17 protein-coding genes are annotated in these 19,458 nt (G+C 41.7%); 15 read left to right on the top strand and 2 right to left on the bottom strand.

Features of this window, described 5'->3' with window-relative positions; all coding sequences use genetic code 11:
• Nucleotides 1–94: 94 nt before the first annotated feature.
• The 12 genes from pheT to ACHLI0_RS03525 all read left to right on the top strand — a co-directional run bounded on the left by pheT (nucleotide 95) and on the right by ACHLI0_RS03525 (nucleotide 13,553).
• Complete coding sequence (gene pheT, locus ACHLI0_RS03580) at nucleotides 95–2,557, top strand: phenylalanine--tRNA ligase subunit beta (RefSeq protein ID WP_055218227.1); 2,463 nt, start codon at nucleotides 95–97, stop codon at nucleotides 2,555–2,557.
• Between the two features lie 35 nt (nucleotides 2,558–2,592).
• Nucleotides 2,593–3,336 carry a YebC/PmpR family DNA-binding transcriptional regulator gene (locus ACHLI0_RS03575; RefSeq protein ID WP_016267368.1) on the top strand — a complete coding sequence of 248 codons (744 nt, stop codon included), beginning with the start codon at nucleotides 2,593–2,595 and terminating at the stop codon, nucleotides 3,334–3,336.
• 7 nt (nucleotides 3,337–3,343) lie between these two features.
• Nucleotides 3,344–3,589 (top strand): TIGR03905 family TSCPD domain-containing protein, encoded by a 246-nt coding sequence (locus tag ACHLI0_RS03570; RefSeq protein WP_008761253.1) that lies wholly within the window; start codon nucleotides 3,344–3,346, stop codon nucleotides 3,587–3,589.
• A 165-nt stretch (nucleotides 3,590–3,754) separates the two neighbouring features.
• Entirely contained in the window at nucleotides 3,755–5,008 is a 1,254-nt protein-coding gene (locus tag ACHLI0_RS03565; RefSeq protein ID WP_032813770.1) for an Nramp family divalent metal transporter, read from the top strand.
• 30 nt (nucleotides 5,009–5,038) lie between these two features.
• Nucleotides 5,039–5,800, top strand: coding sequence for an exodeoxyribonuclease III (locus ACHLI0_RS03560; protein ID WP_016267370.1), 762 nt, complete (start codon nucleotides 5,039–5,041; stop codon nucleotides 5,798–5,800).
• 14 nt (nucleotides 5,801–5,814) lie between these two features.
• A complete protein-coding gene (locus ACHLI0_RS03555) occupies nucleotides 5,815–6,273 on the top strand; it encodes a C-GCAxxG-C-C family protein (protein ID WP_008765511.1) in 459 nt (152 codons plus the stop codon).
• 156 nt (nucleotides 6,274–6,429) lie between these two features.
• On the top strand, nucleotides 6,430–6,630 hold the full coding sequence (locus ACHLI0_RS03550) for a winged helix-turn-helix domain-containing protein (protein ID WP_008761257.1): 201 nt from the start codon (nucleotides 6,430–6,432) through the stop codon (nucleotides 6,628–6,630).
• Between the two features lie 128 nt (nucleotides 6,631–6,758).
• Entirely contained in the window at nucleotides 6,759–8,540 is a 1,782-nt protein-coding gene (gene lepA / locus ACHLI0_RS03545) for a translation elongation factor 4 (protein ID WP_055218225.1), read from the top strand.
• A gap of 141 nt (nucleotides 8,541–8,681) precedes the next feature.
• Nucleotides 8,682–9,860, top strand: coding sequence for a cation:proton antiporter family protein (locus ACHLI0_RS03540; protein WP_016267371.1), 1,179 nt, complete (start codon nucleotides 8,682–8,684; stop codon nucleotides 9,858–9,860).
• Between the two features lie 45 nt (nucleotides 9,861–9,905).
• Entirely contained in the window at nucleotides 9,906–11,225 is a 1,320-nt protein-coding gene (nhaA, locus tag ACHLI0_RS03535) for a Na+/H+ antiporter NhaA (RefSeq protein WP_258972935.1), read from the top strand.
• A gap of 218 nt (nucleotides 11,226–11,443) precedes the next feature.
• On the top strand, nucleotides 11,444–11,812 hold the full coding sequence (locus ACHLI0_RS03530) for a BlaI/MecI/CopY family transcriptional regulator (protein WP_055218606.1): 369 nt from the start codon (nucleotides 11,444–11,446) through the stop codon (nucleotides 11,810–11,812).
• A gap of 70 nt (nucleotides 11,813–11,882) precedes the next feature.
• Nucleotides 11,883–13,553 (top strand): M56 family metallopeptidase, encoded by a 1,671-nt coding sequence (locus ACHLI0_RS03525; protein ID WP_490748453.1) that lies wholly within the window; start codon nucleotides 11,883–11,885, stop codon nucleotides 13,551–13,553.
• A 136-nt stretch (nucleotides 13,554–13,689) separates the two neighbouring features.
• Here the strand turns inward: ACHLI0_RS03525 and ACHLI0_RS03520 are convergent, their stop codons facing one another.
• Complete coding sequence (locus ACHLI0_RS03520) at nucleotides 13,690–14,919, bottom strand: DNA recombination protein RmuC (protein ID WP_490748452.1); 1,230 nt, start codon at nucleotides 14,917–14,919, stop codon at nucleotides 13,690–13,692.
• Nucleotides 14,919–15,773 (bottom strand): type I methionyl aminopeptidase, encoded by an 855-nt coding sequence (gene map, locus ACHLI0_RS03515; protein ID WP_234118091.1) that lies wholly within the window; start codon nucleotides 15,771–15,773, stop codon nucleotides 14,919–14,921. Before map ends, ACHLI0_RS03520 begins: the two co-directional genes overlap by 1 nt.
• 227 nt (nucleotides 15,774–16,000) lie before the next feature.
• On the opposite strand from map, the gene cas6 reads away from it, so the two are divergent.
• The 3 genes from cas6 (at nucleotide 16,001) to cas3 (ending at nucleotide 19,455) form a co-directional block, all read left to right on the top strand.
• Complete coding sequence (gene cas6, locus ACHLI0_RS03510; protein ID WP_490748451.1) at nucleotides 16,001–16,585, top strand: CRISPR-associated endoribonuclease Cas6; 585 nt, start codon at nucleotides 16,001–16,003, stop codon at nucleotides 16,583–16,585.
• A 163-nt stretch (nucleotides 16,586–16,748) separates the two neighbouring features.
• Nucleotides 16,749–17,315, top strand: a complete 567-nt coding sequence (locus ACHLI0_RS03505) for a hypothetical protein (protein ID WP_234118089.1) — start codon at nucleotides 16,749–16,751, stop codon at nucleotides 17,313–17,315.
• Complete coding sequence (cas3, locus tag ACHLI0_RS03500) at nucleotides 17,302–19,455, top strand: CRISPR-associated helicase Cas3' (RefSeq protein ID WP_234118088.1); 2,154 nt, start codon at nucleotides 17,302–17,304, stop codon at nucleotides 19,453–19,455. The genes ACHLI0_RS03505 and cas3 overlap by 14 nt, the downstream gene beginning before the upstream one ends.
• Nucleotides 19,456–19,458 lie beyond the last annotated feature (3 nt).

Here is a 19,458-nt window from a genome sequence, read left to right as displayed (position 1 = left end):
CCAGCCATGAATTTTCTCTCAAATCGTTCTATGTCAACCGAAAAATCTTATTAACTTTGCGAAACTTTTTGAGAAACAATAAAAATTTAATTATATGAATATCTCTTATAACTGGCTGAAAGAGTATGTCAACTTTGATTTGACCCCCGATGAAACGGCTGCTGCGCTGACCTCAATCGGCTTGGAAACAGGTGGTGTAGAAGAAGTGCAAACCATAAAGGGTGGTTTGGAAGGACTCGTAATCGGTGAAGTGCTGACTTGCGAAGAACATCCGAATTCCGACCATTTGCATATCACTACCGTCAATCTGGGAGACGGCGAACCTGTACAGATTGTATGCGGTGCTCCGAATGTAGCTGCCGGACAGAAAGTAGTGGTTGCCACTTTGGGTACCAAACTTTATGACGGCGATGAATGCTTTACTATCAAGAAGTCAAAAATCCGTGGTGTAGAATCTACAGGGATGATTTGTGCAGAAGACGAAATCGGTATCGGTACCGATCATGCAGGAATCATCGTGTTGCCGGCTGAAGCTGTTCCGGGTACTCTCGCCAAAGACTATTATAATATCAAGAGTGACTACGTACTCGAAGTAGATATTACTCCTAACCGTGCAGACGCTTGCTCACACTATGGTGTAGCCCGCGACTTGTATGCTTACCTGATTCAGAATGGCAAGCAGGCTACTTTGCAACGTCCCTCTGTAGACGGATTTAAGGTGGAAAATCATGATTTGGATATTGAAGTAGTGGTTGAGAACAGCGAAGCTTGTCCTCACTATGCCGGCGTTACGGTGAAAGGCGTTACTGTGAAGGAAAGCCCCGAATGGTTGCAGAATAAATTGCGCCTGATCGGTGTACGTCCTATTAATAATGTAGTGGATATCACTAATTATATCGTTCATGCTTTCGGTCAGCCATTGCATTGCTTCGATGCCGGAAAGATAAAAGGCAATGAAGTAATTGTCAAGACATTGCCGGAAGGCACTCCGTTCGTCACATTGGATGAAGTGGAACGCAAGTTGAACGAACGCGATCTGATGATCTGCAACAAAGAAGAAGCGATGTGTATTGCCGGTGTATTCGGCGGACTGGATTCCGGTTCTACGGAAGCTACGACAGATGTATTTATCGAAAGCGCTTATTTCCATCCTACATGGGTGCGTAAGACTGCCCGTCGTCACGGTCTGAATACGGATGCTTCTTTCCGTTTCGAACGTGGCATCGATCCGAACGGAGTAATCTATTGTCTGAAACTGGCTGCTCTGATGGTGAAAGAACTGGCCGGTGGCACTATCTCATCCGAAATTAAGGATGTTTGCGTTGCAGCTCCACAAGACTTCATGGTAGAACTTTCTTATGAGAAAGTAAATTCGCTGATTGGTAAAGTAATTCCCGTGGAAACGATCAAGAGTATTGTTACCAGTCTGGAAATGAAAATCATGAATGAGACAGTTGACGGACTGACATTGGCCGTTCCTCCTTATCGTGTAGACGTACAGCGTGATTGCGATGTGATCGAAGATATTCTACGTATCTACGGATATAATAATGTAGAAATCCCGACTACGCTGAACTCCAGTCTGACTACTAAGGGAGAACATGATAAATCAAATAAATTGCAGAATCTGGTTGCTGAACAGCTGGTTGGCTGTGGCTTCAATGAAATACTGAATAATTCTCTGACTCGTGCCGCTTACTACGACGGTCTGGAGAACTATCCATCCAACCATCTGGTGATGCTGCTGAATCCATTGAGTGCCGATCTGAACTGTATGCGTCAGACATTGCTGTTCGGTGGACTGGAAAGCATCGCTCACAATGCAAACCGCAAGAATGCCGATTTGAAATTCTTCGAATTCGGTAACTGCTATTACTTCGATGCGGATAAGAAGAACCCGGAAAAAGTACTGGCTACCTATTCGGAAGACTATCACTTGGGTTTGTGGGTGACTGGAAAGAAAGTTGCCAACTCATGGGCACACCCGGATGAAAACAGTTCGGTATACGAATTGAAGGCTTATGTAGAGAATATATTGAAACGTTTGGGACTGGATTTGCACAACCTGGTAGTTGGCAATCTGACTGATGATATTTTCGCTACCGCACTTTCTGTTCATACCAAGGGTGGTAAGCGTCTTGCCTCTTTCGGTGTTGTGACGAAGAAACTGCTGAAAGCATTCGATATAGATAATGAGGTGTATTATGCCGACTTGAACTGGAAAGAACTGATGAAGGCTATCCGTTCAGTGAAGATCAGCTACAAGGAAATTTCCAAATTCCCTGCTGTGAAGCGTGACTTGGCATTGTTGCTCGATAAGAACATACAGTTTGCCGAAATCGAAAAAATCGCTTACGATACAGAAAAGAAACTGCTGAAAGAAGTCGAACTCTTCGATGTATACGAAGGTAAGAACATCGAAGCAGGCAAGAAATCGTATGCGGTCAGCTTCCTGCTTCAGGATGAAACTCAGACGCTGAACGATAAGATGATCGATAAGATCATGTCTAAACTGGTGAAGAATCTGGAAGACAAGCTGAATGCAAAATTGAGATAAATTTAAAATTCACAATTCAAAATTAATACAAACCAATGGGAAGAGCATTTGAATATAGAAAAGCCGCAAAGCTGAAAAGATGGGGCCACATGGCTAAAACATTTACAAGACTGGGTAAACAGATCGCTATTGCCGTGAAGGCGGGTGGTCCGGAACCGGAAAATAATCCGACACTGCGTTCGGTCATCGCTACTTGTAAGCGTGAGAATATGCCGAAGGACAATATCGAACGTGCGATTAAGAATGCGATGGGTAAGGACCAGAGCGACTACAAGAGCATGACTTACGAAGGATACGGTCCTCACGGAATTGCTGTCTTTGTAGATACGCTGACTGATAATACGACTCGTACGGTAGCTGATGTACGCTCTGTATTCAACAAATTTGGTGGTAACCTCGGAACAATGGGATCATTGGCTTTCCTTTTCGACCATAAATGTATGTTCACTTTCAAGATAAAGGACGGCATGGATATGGAAGAACTGATTCTTGATCTGATCGATTATGACGTAGAAGATGAGTACGAACAGGATGACGAAGAAGGAACAATCACTATCTACGGTGATCCTAAGAGCTATGCAGCTATTCAGAAACATCTTGAAGAATGTGGTTTCGAAGATGTCGGTGGTGACTTCACTTACATCCCGAACGATCTGAAAGACGTGACTCCGGAACAACGCGAAACTTTAGATAAGATGATAGAACGTCTTGAAGAATTTGATGACGTGCAGACTGTTTATACAAACATGAAGCCGGAAGAAGGCGGAAACGAGGAGTAAGCGGATTATGGAATATGTTTATAGAACCCAGGGTACTTGCAGCACAAACATCGAACTGAATGTAGAAGATGGAGTTGTGAAGGAAGTTGCCTTTTGGGGAGGATGTAACGGAAATCTTCAGGGACTTTCACGTCTGGTAAAGGGAATGAAGGTAGAAGAGGTTATCAAGAAACTTGAAGGAGTACGTTGCAGTGGCAGACCGACGTCCTGTCCCGATCAGTTGTGCCATGCACTGCATGAAATGGGATATTAACGGAAGTCTCCCTTTATAAAATATACACTGGCCTCTGGCAATTCATTTTGCCGGAGGCTTTTTTATTGTGCCGTACCTTTCCCTATTTGTCGGTATTTTGAACCAAAATCGACCTTCGGTCGTTATTTATAAGTATATTTGTGCTGAATAAACTATTATGCAATGATGAAGAATATTTTTCAAGACTTAAAACGGAAAGATCATAAACGCTATCTGGGCGGACTGGATGTTTTTAAATATATTGGTCCCGGGCTTTTGGTAACTGTCGGATTTATTGATCCGGGCAACTGGGCATCAAATTTTGCCGCAGGTTCCGAGTTCGGCTATTCACTTCTTTGGGTGGTCACCTTATCTACTATCATGTTGATTGTCCTTCAGCATAATGTTGCTCACTTGGGGATTGTTACGGGGCTTTGCCTTTCGGAAGCCGCTACGAAATATACTCCTAAATGGGTATCCCGTCCTATTTTGGGTACGGCGGTATTGGCGTCCATTTCTACTTCATTGGCTGAGATTCTGGGAGGAGCCATCGCATTGGAGATGCTGTTTGATATGCCTATTATGTGGGGGGCGGTGCTGACCACTCTCTTTGTCTCCATCATGCTCTTTACCAACTCCTATAAAAAGATAGAACGTTCCATTATTGCTTTTGTCTCGGTGATCGGTCTTTCATTTATTTATGAATTGTTTCTGGTAGAGATAGATTGGCCGGCTGCGACGATGGGCTGGGTGACACCTGCTTTCCCGAAGGGCAGTATGCTGATTATTATGAGTGTGCTGGGAGCGGTTGTGATGCCTCATAATCTGTTCTTGCATTCGGAGGTAATACAGAGTCATGAGTATAATAAGAAAGACGATTCGTCTATCAAGAAAGTCTTGAAATACGAGTTGTTCGATACGCTTTTCTCGATGATCGTCGGCTGGGCAATTAACAGTGCTATGATTCTGCTGGCTGCTGCTACTTTCTTTAAAAGCGGCATTCAGGTGGAGGAATTGCAGCAAGCCAAATCACTGCTTGAACCATTGTTGGGCAGTAATGCGGCAATCGTATTCGCTTTGGCTCTGTTGATGGCAGGTATTTCGTCCACCATAACAAGCGGAATGGCAGCAGGTTCTATCTTTGCAGGTATCTTCGGAGAATCATATCATATCAAAGACAGTCACTCGCAGGTAGGGGTGATCCTCTCGTTGGGAATTGCGCTGTTACTGATTTTCTTTATTGGCGATCCATTCAAGGGATTACTGATTTCGCAGATGATATTGAGTATCCAGTTGCCTTTCACGGTATTCCTGCAAGTAGGACTGACTTCATCCCGAAAAGTAATGGGGAATTATGTCAATAGCCGTTGGAGTACTTTTGTATTATATGCTATTGCAGTCATAGTTTCGGTATTGAATATAATGCTGCTGTTTTCATAAAACGAACATAAATCTATAAACTATAAAATGATGAAGATTATTACTTATAATGTGAACGGGCTTCGTGCTGCCGTTTCTAAAGGTTTGCCGGAATGGCTGGTACAGGAGAATCCGGATATTCTTTGTCTGCAAGAGACAAAACTACAGCCGGACCAATATCCGGCAGAAGTGTTTGAAGCTTTGGGTTACAAGGCTTATCTTTATTCTGCACAGAAGAAGGGATATAGCGGTGTGGCGATCCTCACTAAGCAGGAACCCGATCATGTGGAATATGGTATGGGGATAGAAGCTTATGACAATGAAGGACGTTTTATCCGTGCGGATTTTGGCGACTTGTCCGTAGTCAGTGTTTATCATCCTTCGGGAACGAGCGGAGACGAACGGCAGGCATTTAAAATGGTGTGGCTGGAAGACTTTCAGAAATATGTGACAGAGCTGCGCAAGACTCGTCCGAACCTTATCCTTTGCGGTGACTATAATATCTGTCATGAGCCGATTGATATTCATGATCCTGTCCGGAATGCCACGAACAGCGGTTTCCTGCCCGAAGAACGGGAATGGATGACCCGTTTCCTTTCTGCAGGATTTATTGATTCTTTCCGTCTGCTCTATCCGGAGAAACAGGAGTATACGTGGTGGAGCTATCGTTTTAATTCGCGTGCCAAGAATAAAGGCTGGCGGATTGACTATTGCATGACCAGTGAGCCGGTACGTCCGATGCTGAAAAGTGCCAGCATACTGAACGATGCCGTACATTCAGATCATTGTCCAATGGCTTTGGAAATAGAATAAAAACAGAAAATAGCATGGAAGATAGAATACAAAAAGCTGTAGAACTTTTTAAGAGCGGATATAACTGCTCGCAATCTGTAGTAGCTGCATTTGCCGATATGTATGGTTTCACACAAGAGCAGGCAGTGCGTATGTCAGCCTCTTTTGGCGGAGGAATCGGGCGGATGCGTGAGACATGCGGGGCTGCTTGCGGACTGTTCCTGATAGCCGGACTGGAAACCGGAGCTACCGAAGCGACAGATCGTGAAGGAAAAGCTGCAAACTATGCGGTAGTGCAGGAATTGGCTGCCGAATTTAAAAAACGCAACGGGTCGTTGATTTGCGGAGAATTGTTGGGATTAAAGAAAAAAGAGCCGATTTCGACTGTTCCCGAAGAACGTAATACTCAATATTATAGCAAACGACCGTGTGCTAAAATGGTGGAAGAGGCGGCAAGAATTTGGGTAGAATACCTCGAAAAACACCCTAAATAAGGGGATAAAATGCTTTTTTATTACAAAATCAGCAAAAAAAGATTCAATAAAGTGTTATATAACATAAAAATAACTATCTTTGTCCCCGAAATAAAATCTGAAAGCTTTCGGGCCGGATGATTTTTAAAGCATGTCTAACTATAATTTCAAAAGCAAATGTTGAAAGAAAAAGCAGGTGTAATCGCAGGTAATATCTGGAATGCACTGAATGAAACAGAAGGAATGACTGCCAAGCAACTGAAAAAAGCAACTAAATTGGTTGACAAAGATTTGTTCCTCGGCCTTGGCTGGTTATTGAGAGAAGATAAAGTTTCTGCTGAAGAAGTAGAAGGTGAACTCTTCATCAAATTGATCTAAGCGAGTAACTCACTTAAGCAATAAAAAAATGCGTTGGTACATGATTATAATGTTATCAACGCATTTTTTTATATTCCGCCATTTACGTATCTTTGCACACCAAAAAGACAAAATAATAAGAATTCAGAATGAAGAATATACGAAATTTCTGCATCATTGCCCACATTGACCACGGTAAATCAACCCTGGCAGACCGTTTGCTGGAGTTTACCAACACTATTCAGGTGACTAACGGGCAGATGCTTGATGATATGGATTTGGAGAAGGAAAGAGGTATCACCATCAAGAGCCATGCTATCCAGATGGAGTACAACTACAAGGGTGAAAAGTATACCCTTAACCTGATTGACACTCCGGGACACGTGGACTTTTCGTATGAGGTATCCCGTTCCATTGCCGCTTGCGAAGGCGCACTGCTTATCGTAGACGCATCGCAGGGAGTGCAGGCACAGACCATCTCCAATCTGTATATGGCTATCGAACATGATCTCGAAATTATTCCCATTATCAATAAATGTGATATGGCAAGTGCCATGCCCGAAGAGGTAGAGGACGAAATCGTAGAACTGCTGGGCTGCAAGCGTGATGAGATTATCCGTGCCTCCGGTAAGACCGGAATGGGCGTGGAGGAAATCCTCGCAGCTGTTATCGAACGCATTCCACACCCCGAAGGTGATGAGGAAGCTCCGTTGCAGGCATTGATTTTTGACTCTGTATTCAACTCCTTCCGTGGCATTATCGCTTACTTTAAGATCGAAAACGGAGTGATCCGCAAAGGAGATAAAGTAAAGTTCTTTAATACCGGAAAAGAATATGATGCCGATGAAGTAGGTGTACTGAAAATGGAACTGGTTCCACGTAACGAACTTCGTACGGGCGATGTAGGTTACATTATATCGGGTATCAAGACCTCGAAAGAGGTGAAAGTGGGAGATACCATTACTCACGTTGCCCGTCCGTGCGATAAAGCGATTGCAGGTTTTGAAGAAGTGAAACCAATGGTCTTTGCCGGAGTCTATCCGATTGAGGCGGAAGATTTTGAGGATCTGCGTGCTTCTCTGGAGAAATTGCAGTTGAATGACGCTTCGCTGACTTTCCAGCCGGAATCTTCACTGGCACTGGGCTTCGGTTTCCGTTGCGGTTTCCTCGGATTGCTTCACATGGAGATTGTACAGGAACGTTTGGATCGTGAATTCGACATGAACGTGATTACTACCGTGCCTAACGTATCTTATAATATATATGATAAACAAGGCAATATGAAAGAAGTGCATAACCCTGGTGGTATGCCTGATCCGACGTTGATCGACCATATTGAAGAACCTTATATCAAAGCGTCTATTATTACGACTACCGATTATATCGGCCCGATTATGACCCTCTGTCTGGGGAAACGTGGAGAACTCTTGAAACAAGAGTATATTTCCGGTAATCGTGTGGAAATATATTATAACATGCCTTTGGGAGAAATCGTGATCGACTTCTATGATCGATTGAAGAGTATTTCGAAAGGATATGCGTCGTTCGACTATCATCCCAATGGTTTCCGTCCTTCCAAGTTGGTGAAACTGGACATCATGTTGAACGGTGAGCCGGTCGATGCGCTTTCTACGCTGATTCACTTCGATAACGCGTATGATATGGGACGCCGGATGTGTGAGAAACTGAAAGAATTAATCCCTCGCCAGCAGTTTGAAATCGCTATTCAGGCAGCTATCGGGGCTAAGATTATAGCTCGTGAAACTATTAAGGCAGTTCGCAAGGATGTAACTGCGAAGTGTTATGGTGGTGACGTAAGCCGTAAACGTAAATTGCTTGAAAAGCAGAAAAAAGGTAAAAAACGAATGAAACAAATCGGTAATGTGGAAGTGCCGCAGAAAGCCTTCCTCGCTGTACTGAAGCTGGATTAAAAAATGAACCGCAAGCGATTTTTCAGAGAGTTATTCTGAACAAATCGGCTTGCGGTTAGTTTTTTAATACACCAGGTGATTGTCTTCTGTCTGCAGAGCTTTCCTTGGCAATCACCTTTTTTGAAACAAACAACTATAAATATGAGAAAAGTTCTGTCTTTTTCGGGCTTCCTGATGTTGGGGCTCGTCATTTCACAATTCCTCCCGATGATAGCGGGAGAAGGATATGGAACTGTTAAGGTTCTGTCGAATATACTACTTTATGTATGTCTTAGTTTTATAATGATTAATGTGGGTCGGGAGTTTGTGCTCGACAAAGTCCGCTGGAAAAGTTATGCCGAGGATTATTTTATAGCGATGGCTACAGCTGCCCTGCCTTGGTTCATGATTGCTATCTATTATGTATTCGTGCTTCTTCCGCCTGATTACTGGAACAGTTGGGAGGCTTGGAAAGAGAATCTGTTGCTAAGTCGTTTTGCCGCACCTACGTCGGCCGGCATCTTGTTTACGATGTTGGCGGCTATCGGATTAAAGTCCAGCTGGATATATAAGAAGATTCAAGTCCTGGCTATTTTTGATGACCTGGATACCATTCTTTTGATGATCCCTCTTCAGATCATGATGATTGGTTTGCGTTGGCAGCTGATTATTGTGGTGGTTATCGTATTTATGCTGTTGTCCATTGGATGGAAACAACTGAATAAGTATAACTGGCGGCAGGATTGGAAAGCTATTCTCTTCTATTCCGTTATCATATTTTTGGCTACGCAGATACTTTATCTCGGCAGTAAAGAGCTGTATGGAGAAGAAGGAAGTATCCATATCGAAGTCCTGTTGCCGGCATTTGTATTGGGTATGATCATGAAGCATAAAGAGCACGATACTCCTGTAGAACGAAAAGTCTCTACCGGAATCTCCTTCCTGTTTATGTTCCTGGTAGGTATGAGTATGCCTCATTTTATCGGAGTTAACTTTGCGGAAACTCATGCGGGCACGCATTCGGTGACAGGTTCGCAGGAGATGATGTCCTGGGGAATGATTTTGTTCCATGTTGTCATAGTCTCTTTCTTATCGAATATAGGCAAACTTTGTCCGATGTTCTTCTATCGTGACCGGAAGTTGAGTGAGCGACTGGCCCTTTCCATTGGTATGTTTACTCGTGGTGAGGTAGGTGCCGGAATTATATTTATTGCATTGGGGTATAATCTCGGCGGTCCGGCACTGGTCATTTCCGTACTTACATTGGTGTTGAATCTTATTCTGACAGGAATATTTGTCCTTTGGGTGAAAAACTTGGCTTTAAGGAGCTATAATGATTAAAAAAATCCATATATTGCGGATCAAATACTATAAACACCTTTCATTATGACAATTTTGCGTACAATGCGAAATTTCTCGTCAATGAATATCGCGGCGAGTATCCTTTTGTTTGTAGCGGCAATAGCGGCTGCTATTATTGCCAATTCTCCGGTTGCTCCGGTTTATCAGGAGTTCCTTTTGCATGAACTTCATTTGCAGATCGGTAATTTCAATCTGCTTTCGCATGGCGGAGAGAATCTGCGGATGATCGAGTTCATCAATGACGGGTTGATGACCATCTTTTTCTTGCTGGTAGGACTGGAGATCAAACGGGAGTTGCTGGTTGGTGAGCTTTCTTCCTTCCGCAAGGCGGCGCTTCCCTTTATTGCTGCCTGTGGCGGTATGCTGTTTCCGGTGATTGTTTATATGTCAATCTGTCCTCCGGGCAGTGAGGGAAGTCAGGGACTGGCCATTCCAATGGCAACGGATATTGCTTTTTCGTTAGGGGTATTAAGTCTGTTGGGAAGCCGTGTGCCGTTGAGCCTGAAGATATTTCTGACGGCTTTTGCAGTAGTTGATGATATCGGAGGTATCCTTGTAATTGCTCTTTTTTATAGTTCGCATGTGTCATATGGATATATTCTGATAGCCACATTGCTTTACGTTTTACTTTATTTTATAGGAAAGCGTGGGACTACCAATAAGATTTTCTTTTTAGTGATCGGTGTCGTTATATGGTATTTATTTTTGCAATCCGGCATTCATAGTACTATTTCGGGAGTTATTCTGGCGTTTGTCATTCCGGCGAAACCCCGTTTGGATGTTGGAAAATATATCGAGCATATTCGTCATACAATTGCAGGTTTCCCGGTGGTGGAATCGGGAAGTATCGTATTGACTAATGAGCAGATTGCCAAACTGAAAGAGGTCGAATCTGCTTCCGACCGTGTTATCAGTCCTCTGCAGTCTTTGGAGGATAATTTGCATGGAGCTGTCAATTATCTGATTCTTCCGTTGTTTGCCTTTGTCAATGCAGGCGTTGTCTTTAGTGGTGGCGGTGAGTTGGTGGGAAGTGTAGGGATGGCAGTGGCAGCAGGGTTGCTGTTTGGTAAATTTGCGGGAATTTATTTCTTTACCTGGTTGGCTATAAAGATAAAACTTACTCCAATGCCGCCGGGTATGACTTGGAAGAATCTTTCCGGTATAGCCTTGTTGGGAGGGATCGGTTTTACGGTGTCGCTTTTCATAGCCAATCTTTCTTTTGGTGCAAACTATCCTGTTCTGTTGAATCAGGCTAAGTTCGGAGTGCTTTCGGGGACTATTCTTTCCGGGTTATTAGGATACATTGTACTCAGGATAGTGTTACCTGTCCGAAAGCAGAAATAATTATTAGAGATCAGTCGTTCAGGCATATCGGATATTCATCAGGCGATATGCCTTTTTTATTGTATATATAATATAAGGTGAAAATGATATCTACTAATAATATTAGTTAAACAACTGCTTTATTTAGTAGATTAACTAATAATGTTAGTTGTTTGTTTGAAAAATAGTATTATATTTGTGCCATTGGAAGAACAAAAAATATGTAGACTATGAAACAGATGAAACGATTGACCGTCAAAGAGGAAGAAATTATGCGTATATTTTGGGAACATGGACCTATGTTTGTTCGTGAACTTCTATCATTCTATGATGAACCAAAACCGCATTATAACACAGTTTCTACCCTTGTTCGAGGGCTGGAGGAGAAAGGTTTTGTGGGGTATAAAGCCTACGGAAATACTTATCAATATTATGCTCTTGTTTCGGAAAAGGAGTATAAGAGTTCGGCACTCAAAGAAGTGGTTTCCCAGTATTATAATAATTCCTATATCAATGTTGTGTCTTCTTTTATTGAAGAAGAAGGGATGTCTGTTGATGAACTTAAATCGTTGATAGAGTATATAGAGCAAGGTAAAAAGAAGAAGTAATTTCTCTGTGGTCTATCGGACAGATACGATTTTTATTCTATGGACAAACAACTTTTAATCTGAAAACACAATGGGAGCCTTTTTATTCTATCTGCTGAAATCCGGATGTTGCTTAGTGGTCTTTTATATTTTCTTTAAGTTGCTGATGAGCCGGAGTACTTTTTTCCGTTTCAACCGTATCACTTTGTTAGTTGGGTTGTTAGGATGTACTTTGCTTCCACTTATAGAGCTGACAACTACTGAGGAGACTTTTTTGCATACTCCGTTGTATGCCATTCACGACATATTGCAAAGCACGGAGTCTGTCATTCTAAATCCGGAACAGATGGAAGATCCTATTCTTATACCTGAAAAGAATCCGGAAATAAGGTCTTTGAATTGGGTTCCTGTGACTTTGGCTTTTATATATGGAGTGGGGGCTTTGGCGACATTTATCTGGTTATCCATATCCACTTGCCGTTTGATTCAGTTGATTCGTACGTCAGAGAAGAAACTGTTTGGAAACTATGTATTAGTGATTCCTCAGCAGCCGATTGCTTCATTTAGCTGGGGTAAATACATTGTTATTTCAGCAGCTGACTACTCTCAACAGTCCGAAGAAATACTCCTCCACGAAACGATGCATTTACGAAACCATCATACTTTGGACTTATTGTTTATGCAGATATTCCTGCTTGTTCATTGGTTTAATCCTGTTGTTTGGCTGCTAAAGCGGGAGTTGCAGGAAATACATGAATTTGAAGCCGATAATGGCGTAATTAATACAGGCATCGATGCAACTAAATATCAATTATTACTGGTGAAAAAAGCTGTTGGTACAAGGCTCTACTCTATGGCCAATGGCTTTAATCACTCTAAACTTAAAAAACGTATCACTATGATGTTAAAAGAAAGAACCAATCGTTGGGCACGATTAAAGCTGTTGCTTGCCGTGCCTGTGATGGCTGGAGCGCTTTATGTGTTTGCACAGCCGGAAGTGAAAGAAGTTCCGCGACAGATTCAGGCTGAACTTCAGCAAAAAGAAGCGGATGATTATGTGTCTTTAATGATTTTCTTCAGGAAGGAAGAAGAGAAGTATAGTAAACTGGTCAATGGATCAAATCCACCTCCTCGGGTAAAAGAGAAGCAGGCCCATGGACTTTGGGTTAATGCTCATAATAAGATATTATTTGATAATGAATATTGTTCGGTAGATGAGTTGAAGTCTATTATAGTGAAGAATTTGTTGGGATCTTGGGAGAAAAGCAACAGGAAAGATCCTCCGGTTATTTTCTTGCAGTATGATGCTGAAACTGCATTTGATGCACTCACTGCTATACTCAAAGAAGTAAAAGGGGCATTTGAACAAATTCGTGCTGATTTGTCAGCTGCATCGACTGATAAAAGTGTAGAGTATCTCGATCGGTTGTTTCCAATTCTTCTAATAGAAATGTCTCCGAAAAGATATGGATTAAAAGAGTTGCCAATGGAGCATAACTTAAAAGAGCCTTCAATGGAGGAAAAAATCAGTGGGATTGTGGTAACACTTCACACTTCGGAAGGGCAGGAAGTAATGAAAGATTTTACTTTAACGGAATTGAAACAGAAAGTCACTGCTGTACGTGCAAAGCAAGCTGATCCGGAAAGTTTGGTTATTGGCCTCAAGATAGAGAAGGGGTGTAAGATGGGATACGTGACGGGTATCAAGCAGGTGCTAAGGGAATGTAGTGCATTGAAGATTAATTATTCAACTGATAACTAATTAGTTTATAAATAGTGTCACTATATAGCCGGCATAGTGACACTATCCAATCAGCATAGTGACACCATCCAATCAACATGGTGACACTATCCCAACCGGATAGCGACACCATCTTAAAAGGTCTATAATTTTTGTTTTATTCGTCATCCCCGTCATCCGCTATCGGCAGAATTTTCTGACTTTCTTCATGCGGTAGTTGCTCCACTTGGCGTAGTTTCCGTTCAATAGCGCGGGTTCTTTTTCCCATCACTTCTTCCAGTTGGTCACCGGCACTTTGCAGGTTCTTCTGTACCTTTTCGAGTAGTCCTCCGAATTTGCTGAATTCGGTTTTAACTGCTCCCAAAACGGTCCACACTTCTCCGGTACGTTTTTGAATAGCCAGCGTGCGGAATCCCATCTGAAGACTGTTCAATATAGCACCAAGGGTAGTCGGTCCCGTCACAACAATCTTATATTCTTTTTGTAGCGTCTCTACCAAGCTTGTTCTTCGGATCACCTCTGCATAGATGCTTTCAAAAGGCAGGAACATAATGGCAAAGTCTGTGGTGAAAGGCGGGTCTACATATTTGTCATGAATATCTTTCGCCATTTTCTTGATAGTCGTTTCCAGCTGCTTGCCGGATGATTCCATCAATGCAGTATCTCCTGCCTCGAAAGCGTCGTAGTATTGCTCATATACATCTTTCGGGAATTTAGCATCGATAGGCAGGTATACAGTGCTGTTCGCATCATCCTTACCCGGTAACTTAATGGCAAATTCCACAAATTCAGTTCCGCTTTTCTTGGTTTTCACATTGGCGTCATATTGTTCCGGACTCATCATCTGTTCCAGCAATGCTCCTAACTGAACTTCACCGAATGTACCGCGCATTTTTACGTTACTCAATACTTTTTTCAGTCCACCGACGTCTTGTGCGAGAGATTTCATTTCTCCCAGTCCCTTCTGTACATTTTCCAGTTGTGAGCGGACGATTTCAAAGGACTGTCCAATGCGTTCATTCAATGTCTTCTGCAATTTTTCTTCCACCATCAGTCGCATATCATCCAGCCGCTTTTCAGTCGATTTTATCAAGACCTCTTGCTGGCGTGCCATTGTGTCGAACTTTTGGCGTTGCAGTTCCCCGTTTGTCATCATGTTCTTATGCAGTACGTCTTGCAGTTGCTGCATATTCTGATTCAGCGTTTGGGTCATTTCCATACGAAGTTCCCGGATACTGCGGTTTAGTTCTTCGCGGTTCTCTTGCATTTGCTGGCGCAAGGCTGCTTGTAATTGTTCCACTTGCGCATGATTATTTCCTTTTGCCAGTGATAGTACAATCGAGATTACTGCTAATGCGGCAATAACAATAAGTAGAATCAGTTCCATCAATAAGTCAGAATTTCGTTTCCGGTTTCAGTAATCAGAATCATATTCTCCCATTGGGCAGAAGGCAGTCCGTCATCCGTGCATACCGTCCATCCGTCAGCTTCGTCAACGAATACTTCATAAGTACCCATATTTATCATCGGTTCAATGGTAAAGGTCATGCCCGGAACGATCATCATTCCCGTTCCCCGACGTCCGAAATGTTCCACATCCGGTGCTTCGTGAAACTGCATTCCTACACCATGTCCGCAAAGATCACGTACCACACTGAATCCGTTCTTTTCTGCGTGTTCCTGAATGGCGGCGCCTACATCTCCCAATTGTTTCCAAGGCTGTGCGGCGGCTATACCTATTTCCATACACTCTTTAGTCACTTGAACCAGTTTACGCATTTCGGGACTTACGTCACCGATCATAAACATACGGGATGCGTCGGAGAAATATCCTTTGTAAATGGTAGAAACATCTACATTGATGATATCTCCGCTTTGCAGTATCTCTGTTTTGCTGGGAATACCGTGGCATACCACATCATTGATACTGGTGCAGACACTTTTAGGAAATCCTTCGTAGTTGAGAGGAGCGGGGATGGCACCGTGCTTTGTGGTGAAGTCATATACCATGACGTCGATTTCTTCGGTAGAGATCCCTTCACGGATATTCTCCGAAATATAATCCAACAAGGCAGTATTGATTTTGGCACTCTCACGGATTCCTTCCAGTTGTTCGGGAGTACGCAGTACTTTGCGCGGTGGGAGTTTGTAACCTTGTTTTCTGTATTTCTGTATTTTCGCTTCTACTTCAGCCGGGTAATTGGAGGGAGTAAACCGGAATCCCTTGATAAAGTTCTTCATTATTATAGGATGTTTTTTAATCGTACTACAAAGGTACGAGAATAAATGGAAGATACTCTTTTCTGTATTCTAAAACTTTGTTATCTTTATAAATAGCATACGTAATTTTTTACTTTGTGATATTGGTTTTCCTTTTATGTTTCTGAGCATATATCTAAAAAAAGAGGAACAAATATACTGGATTCTAAAATAAAATCTTTTACTTGCAACGTAAAAATAAAACGAATATGAGAATACACATACAAACAACTTCGAACTCTTCTGTAGTTCCTTTTGATTATCAACAAAAGCTAATAGGAACAATTCATAAATGGTTAGGGAATAATGAAATACATGATAAGATTTCTTTATATTCTTTTTCTTGGTTATTGGGTGGGAAGATGATTAAAAATCAAGGCTTTAATTTTCCTGATGGTGCAGATTTCTTTGTTAGCTTTTATGAAGATGAGTATCTGAAGATATTAATTAGAACAATTTTATCTGATCCTGAAATGTTTTGTGGACTTGCGGTGCGGGATATTACAATAGTCAATCAACCGATTTTTTCGGAAGACGCAGAGTATTTCAGATTGGCTTCTCCTATTTTTATTAAACGGCTTCAAGATGGAACTCGGAATTATAAGTTCTACCTATATGATGATGAAGTCAGTGGTATGCTAATGACGGAAACTTTGAAACATAAGATGGAAGAGGCAGGACTGCCTGAGGATGAAACATTAAAAATCGAATTTGATCTGAACTATCCCCAAAAGCAGGTAAAAATGGTGACTATACACGGTGTCAAAAGTAAAGCCAGTATGTGTCCTGTCTGAATGAAGGAGAAACACACAGCGGTGCAAATAAGGTCAAAAGTAAAGCCAGTATGTGTCCTGTCATTATTCACGGAAGTCCGCAAAGTAAACTGTTTGCATGGACAGTAGGTCTTGGAAATTCAACAGGCTCTTCATTCGGTTCTTTGTTATAAAACGATCTGTTATGAAATACTATGTAGTTAAATTTACAGGTCCTTTTGGCTTTATCAAGCCTTGGTCCGCAGTTAGGGATGCGAGTGGCGGTGAAACTTATTCTCAGCAATTTCTGACTCCTTCCATAGTAGAAGGGATCAGGCAAAAACTTGAAGTGAAAAGTATATTGAGGCATAGGTTAACTTATGCCGGTATCGATGTACAACAAGAGGTGGTTCAAGCTAAAGCCTGGAGTAAGAAGGGAAAAGAATATATAAAAGAACGTTCTATCCTTAAGCGTGGAGTAATGCTTTATCCTAGTTTATATCTAGCTTTTGAGTACTCGGATGATGCTGAAAGAGCAGCACTACAACATATTTGTTTATGTAGAAATGAAGATGTGCTTTTACCGGATGCATTAATTCAGGAGATGACTCAGGAGGAATTTGATCGGCTGGACGGATATGAACTTCGTTTTGAGACAAACTCAGATTCATTTCTTGTCGGATATAACCGATTCAAAGAAAATGAAGAAATGATGGGATATATTGAAATAGTCGGCAATCCTGTCCAAAAAGAAAGGTATGAACAATTATAATCATATTTTAGCCAAGAGTGTAGAAAATGGAGCTACTACTTTGGAATCACATTTGGAGTCTGTTGCTGAGTTTGCAGTTGTAGCAGCCCGTTATGCCGGAATGGATACTGAGGTTGCTCGTCAGGGTGCATTGTTGCACGATATTGGTAAAGCTAGTGTTGTGTTTCAAAAGAGATTGAGAAGTAAACCGTCTCCATTAGAATTACCTTTTCGGCACGAAATAGCTTCCTTGTTTTTTTTGAAACTCGTGTCTCCTGATTTGCGACCTTCTGTGATAGATATGATTGTGGCCCACCATAAATCGATCTACAAAGATGTTTCGGGGACAGGATTTATAGATTTGGATAATGAATATGAAGAGGATATTTTTCAGTTTCATCTATCTGATTTTTCGTCATGGGCATCGGAAGCTATCGGAATTTTGGCGGAATTAAATTTTCCCGGAGTTACCCATGAAACAGTGATTACTGAAGAGGATGCACGTGAAGCTTATTATTTTGCTTTGGATTATTGCAGGAAAAGACAAAAGGGATGGTCTCAATGGAAAGGCTTGTTGATGGGGGCTGATCATATTGCTTCCGCTGTCGGAGACTTTAAAGAGAAAGTGCCGGCATTGTTTGCCGATCCTGATGTCAGTTTTTATAATAGAAAGGGTGAGTTGTATCCGTTATCGCTTATTGATTCGGATGGAACTAAGAAGCATACTTTTGTGAAAGCACCTACAGGGGCAGGGAAAACAGATTTCCTTATCAAGCGTTGTCGGGGGCGTATCTTTTATACATTGCCTTTTCAGGCTTCTATCAATGCCATGTATGAACGTATCCTGCATGATTTGGGAGATCATGTGGAGGATATTCGTTTACTGCATTCTATATCACAACTTCTTATTGGTGAGGAACGTATTACAGAAAAAGTGATACAGGATAAATTTGGTGCATCGATAAAAGTGCTGACTCCGCATCAACTTACTTCCATTGCTTTTGGTATAAGGGGATATGAATCTGTTTTATTTGATTTGCAAGGGTGTGATATTATACTGGATGAGATTCATACTTATTCGGATATTATGCAGGCTATTGTCTTGAAGATGATTGAAGTGTTGAATCATGTAGGTTGCCGGATTCATGTAGGAACTGCCACAATACCTTCTGCTATGGAGAAAGAAATTCTTGAAATTTTAGGAAAAGAGCAAGTGCAATATGTGCAATTATCAGATGAGGTATTGACTTCGTTCAATCGACATGAAATATATAAGGCAGAAGCATTTACTGATTTACTTCCTGTTCTTCAACAAGCTGTGGAGCAGGAGAAGAAAATTTTAATAGTATGTAATCGGGTGGCTAATGCACAAGTCATTTTTGAACGAATAGAAGAACTCTATCCTAAAACAAAAAAGATGCTGATCCATAGCCGCTTCAAACGGGGAGAAAGAAATTGTCTTGAAAAAGAATTGAAGAATGAATACAACGTGAGTCCGTATGCTTGTATTGTAGTTGCTACACAGGTCGTGGAAGTTAGTCTGGATATAAGTTTTGATTTGATGATAACAGAAACTGCTCCTATTGATGCATTAATTCAGCGTTTTGGAAGAATAAACAGGAAACGTACTGCTGAAACCATCGGAAAGTACAAACCGATTTACATAATAGCACCACCCCAAAAAGATCCTGACTGTTTGCCTTATAATCCTAAAATATTAAGGGATAGCTTTAAGGTATTGCCAAATGGTGGTGAGCTTTTGAGAGAGACAGAACTACAGTCATTAATAAATCAGGTATATCCTAAAATAGAGAGGCTTGACATAGACTTGGATGCTGTATTTGTAGATGGGAAATGGAGGTTGAAAGAGCTTTGGCATCTTTCGAAGTCTGCACTGATTGAAAAACTTGATATCGATTCTGTAGTATGTATTACACAGGAAGATGATGAGAGTGGTAAGTATAGAGAGGCTGATAAGGAAGAACGAATTTTAATGGAAATTCCGGTCAGATATAGTTCTTTGAGATGGAAAAAATTGAAACAATTGGATGTTGGCTCTCATCCTTTTGTCGTTCCGGATATTGCATATTCTTCGGAAAGAGGATTGGATTTAGCTAAAACCGGAGCAGAAAATTATGATACTAATTATCAAATATGGTAGCTT

It is taken from the genome of Bacteroides sp. RCH18 (genome assembly GCF_058231005.1).
Note: the sequence above shows the minus strand (reverse complement) of the source record. Positions and strands in the feature narration are given on the sequence as shown.